This is a genomic window from Phenylobacterium sp., assembly GCF_030697925.1.
In the GTDB taxonomy this organism is placed as follows: domain Bacteria; phylum Pseudomonadota; class Alphaproteobacteria; order Caulobacterales; family Caulobacteraceae; genus Phenylobacterium.
In genome coordinates this window covers 1-3,210 of record NZ_JAUYOJ010000225.1, presented here as the reverse complement: position 1 = coordinate 3,210, position 3,210 = coordinate 1, and the positions used below count along the sequence as shown (strand labels likewise).

The window sequence follows — 3,210 nt, the reverse complement described above, 5'->3', positions numbered from 1 at the left end:
CCAAGCGCCCAAGCTCCCTGAACGGCATCGGAAGGGCCCTCCCTTCCACAGCCTCAACTGTCAGGGAGCAACCCGGTCCAAACTGTCAGGCATCTACCCGGTTCATACCGACAAGCCCCCCTCACCCTACCCTCTCCCCCCCGGAAGGCGGGTGGAGAGGAGGTGATTCCGCGCGTCTGCGGCCAAAAGCAATCTGTCCCTCCCCACAAGGAGGAGGGATGTTTGAGCTTACAGCCCGCCGAACAGCGGCAGGGTCTCGGGGGCGAGCGCGCCTTCGATCTCGAGCATGCGCATCTTGGTGTCCGTGCCGCCGGGCGCGGAGAACCCACCCTTGCCGCCGCCGGCCGCCAGGACGCGGTGACAAGGCACCACGATGGGCCAGGGATTGGCGCCGAGCGCCTGGCCGACGGCCCGTGACACCGAGACGTCGCCGATCTCGCGGGCGATCTCGCCATAGGTGCGGGTCTTGCCGGGCGGGATGGCGCGGGCGATCTCGTAAACCCGCAGGTTGAAGGGCGCGACGCCCTGCGTGTCCAGCTCCACCTCCAGCAGATCGAGGCGCTCGCCTTGCAGCAGGGCCTGGATGCCGGCGATGGCGGCCTGGACGGAGGGCGGCGGCGGGGCTTCCACCGCATCAGGAAACCGGCGCGCGAGCTTGGCGCGGGGATCGGAGGGCCCGATCGGCGGCAGATGCACGCCCAGCAAGCCGTGTTCGCCCCAGACGACGCCGCAGGTTCCGACCGCCGTATCGAAGAGGGTGAAGCCTTGGGTCATGACCTCAATCTAACACCGGCCGCCGATCGGTTCTCGCGGCTTTCGGACATCGACCTGCCGTAAGGATAATCGCTTGCATTCAAACAATCGTTCGAAATAGCTTGGCCGCATAACTTAGTTCATTTGGGAAGCCACCATGATCCTCTACGGCGCGCCGATGCCGGCGCCGAACCCCTTCCGCGTTCGCATGTTCCTCGCCGAGAAGGGCATCGACCTACCGGAAACCAAGGTCGACATGTTCAAGCGCGAACACAAGTCGCCGGAGTTCCGCGCCAAGAATTCCATGGGCCAGATCCCGACCCTGGAACTGGACGACGGCACCTGCATCTCCGAGACCGTCGCGATCTGCCGCTATTTCGAGGAGACCAACCCGACCCCGCCGCTGTTCGGCACGAGCGCGGTGGAAAAGGCCCTGGTCGACCAGTGGGTTCGCCGGGTGGAGTTCGCGGTCATGATGCCGGTGGGCAGCTTCTGGCGCCATGCCCACCCGCGCACCGCGGCCCTGCTGACCCAGTACAAGGACTTCGGGGAGAGCAACAAGGAGACCTACAAGGGCGCCCAGAAGTACCTGAACCGCGAGCTGGAAGGCCGTGAGTTCCTGGTCGGTGACAGCCTGACCATGGCCGACATCTGCCTGCTCTCGACGGTCGACTTCGCCGAGTGGATCGGCCTGCCGGTCGAGGAGGAATTCACCAACCTGGTCGCCTGGCGCGCCCGGATGAAGACGCGGCCCAGCGCCAGCGCCTAGCCTTCCTTCAACGCCCGATAGGCCACGGCCGCGGGCGAGACCAGGACCGCGAAATAGAGCGCGTTCAGGAAGCCGCCGAAGATCGTGTAGGCGACCATAGGGGGCGTGTAGTAGGCGGCGACGGAGCTCAGGTCGGGCGAAAAGATCTTGCCCACCGACGCGATGTCGCCGCCTGCGAGGATGGCCGCCACGGCCATGAAGATGACCATGGCCAACAACAGGACCACCACGACGCTGGCGATAGCCAGGATGTAGGCGCCCAGCAGCTTCCAGAACTGGCCCTTGGTCAGCCCCCAGGACTCGAAGACCGAGATCCTGCGCTCGGCGAAGGTGATCACCGGGGCCAGGGACAGACGCACGGCGACGTAGAGCAACAGGCCCAAGAAGAAGAGGCCCAGGCCGACCCCGAGCAGCGGCGATCCCAGCAGACCGTAGGCCACACCGGCGCCGATGCCGCCCAGCAGCACCACGATCGTCACGGCCGCGAGGCTCAGCAGGAAATAGATCAGGGTGAGGACGGTCAGGCGCAGTTCGTCCTGGCCCAGCCGAAGATAGCCGAAGCCGGTGTCCTCGGGCCGCAGGATGGCGCGGTAGACCGCTGCGGCCAGCACCGCCTGCACGGCCAGGCCCACCGGGATCAGGATCGCGTAGAGTGGCCCGAGGGCCGCGAGGTTGGCCAGGGCCGCCTGGGGATCGGCGTTGGGATTGTTGGCCTGGGCCTCCAGCGCCATCAGGTTCTGGCCGCCCATGGTCACCAGTAGCACCGGCATCAACAGGCTGATGATCAGATAGAACCCCGCCCAGATCAGCAGGACCTTGGGCTTTTCGCGGGTGATCCGGAAACCTTCAAACGCGGCGTCTGTCGCCGAAAACGCAGTCATCTCATTCCCCAGGCCAAGTCCTCGCCCAATAACGAGTCGGCCGCCCCTTTGGCTGCGAACATGGGCGCGGGGGCCCCGTTCCCGCAAGGCCCGGCTCGCGATCCGCGCGCGAAGTTGCTAGTTAGTCACGCATGTCGATCTCCCCTGTTCATATCGTCGGCGGCGGCCTGGCCGGTTCCGAGGCCGCCTGGCAGGCCGCCCAGGCCGGCGTGCCCGTGATCCTGCACGAAATGCGCCCCGTCCGCGGCACTGACGCCCACCAGACCGACGGCCTGGCCGAGCTGGTCTGCTCCAACTCCTTCCGCGCCGATGACTGGACCGGCAACGCCGTGGGCCTGCTGCACGCCGAGATGCGGCGGCTGGATTCCATCATCATGTCGGCGGGCGACGCCCACCAGGTGCCGGCGGGCGGCGCCCTGGCCGTCGACCGCGAGGGGTTCTCCCAGGCCGTCACCGCGCGGCTGGAGGCCCATCCCCTGGTCACCATCGCGCGCGAAGAGGTGGCAGGCCTGCCGCCGGCCGATTGGGACAGCGTGATCATCGCAACCGGCCCGCTCACCTCGCCCGCCCTGTCGGCGGCCGTGCTGGAACTGACCGGCGAGGGCGAGCTGTCGTTCTTCGACGCCATCGCGCCCATCGTGAACGTCGAGTCCATCAATATGGACATCTGCTGGCGCCAGTCGCGCTACGACAAGGTCGGGCCCGGCGGCGACGCGGCGGCCTATATCAACTGCCCGATGGACAAGGCCCAGTACGAGGCCTTCATCGACGCCCTGCTGGCCGGCGAGAAGTCCGAGTTCAAGGACT

At 66.9% G+C, this 3,210-nt stretch carries 4 protein-coding genes; 2 read left to right on the top strand and 2 right to left on the bottom strand.

Annotated elements, in window-relative coordinates; translation table 11 throughout:
- Positions 1-228 precede the first annotated feature (228 nt).
- The gene (locus Q8Q88_RS21840) at positions 229-774 is read right to left on the bottom strand and encodes a methylated-DNA--[protein]-cysteine S-methyltransferase (protein WP_305677293.1); all 546 of its coding nucleotides are present in this window, start codon (positions 772-774) and stop codon (positions 229-231) included.
- A 136-nt stretch (positions 775-910) separates the two neighbouring features.
- Here Q8Q88_RS21840 and Q8Q88_RS21835 point away from each other — a divergent pair, with 136 nt between their 5' ends.
- The gene (locus Q8Q88_RS21835) at positions 911-1,522 is read left to right on the top strand and encodes a glutathione S-transferase family protein (RefSeq protein WP_305677292.1); all 612 of its coding nucleotides are present in this window, start codon (positions 911-913) and stop codon (positions 1,520-1,522) included.
- Here the strand turns inward: Q8Q88_RS21835 and Q8Q88_RS21830 are convergent.
- The gene (locus Q8Q88_RS21830) at positions 1,519-2,403 is read right to left on the bottom strand and encodes a hypothetical protein (RefSeq protein WP_305677291.1); all 885 of its coding nucleotides are present in this window, start codon (positions 2,401-2,403) and stop codon (positions 1,519-1,521) included. The genes Q8Q88_RS21835 and Q8Q88_RS21830 overlap by 4 nt on opposite strands.
- A 131-nt stretch (positions 2,404-2,534) precedes the next feature.
- Between Q8Q88_RS21830 and trmFO the strand changes: the two genes are divergently transcribed.
- A partial coding sequence (gene trmFO, locus Q8Q88_RS21825; RefSeq protein ID WP_305677290.1) for a methylenetetrahydrofolate--tRNA-(uracil(54)-C(5))-methyltransferase (FADH(2)-oxidizing) TrmFO occupies positions 2,535-3,210 on the top strand: 676 nt, incomplete at its 3' end.